This window comes from Methylophaga sp. UBA5088, assembly GCF_002414625.1.
Lineage (GTDB): Bacteria > Pseudomonadota > Gammaproteobacteria > Nitrosococcales > Methylophagaceae > Methylophaga > Methylophaga marina.
This window is the reverse complement of sequence record NZ_DIAC01000118.1, coordinates 27,175-27,606: the sequence shown is the minus strand read 5'-3', so window position 1 is coordinate 27,606 and position 432 is coordinate 27,175. Positions and strand designations below refer to the sequence as shown.

The window sequence follows — 432 nt, the reverse complement described above, 5'->3', positions numbered from 1 at the left end:
AACTTATCGGGTAGGATAGGTGTCATTGCTATAAGCTTTTCATCAACTGGAAAAAACACGGAGAAACACTGATGAATTATAACGCTGAATCAACTGTTGTTCGTTCACAGCAGTCTGCGGTTCAAACCAATAAACTATTGCGTAATACCTATAGTTTATTAGCCATGACACTATTATTTAGTGCCATGACTGCTGGATTATCTATGGCACTCAACCTGCCTCACCCTGGCATTATTATTACCTTGGTTGGGTATTTTGGCTTACTTTTCTTAACATCTAAACTTCGTAACAGTGCCTGGGGCATTGTGTCTGTTTTTGCATTAACAGGTTTTATGGGATTGACCTTAGGTCCGATCGTCAATGCCTACTTAGGTTTGCCTAATGGCCCACAAATCGTCATGCAGGCCTTGGGTGGCACAGGTATTATCTTTG

Annotated in this window: 1 protein-coding gene; it reads left to right on the top strand. The window is 41.2% G+C overall.

The features are described 5' to 3' along the window. Positions 1 to 71: 71 nt before the first annotated feature. Positions 72 to 432 (top strand): Bax inhibitor-1 family protein (locus B4K20_RS14875; RefSeq protein WP_289283510.1); only part of this gene is annotated, 361 nt, incomplete at its 3' end.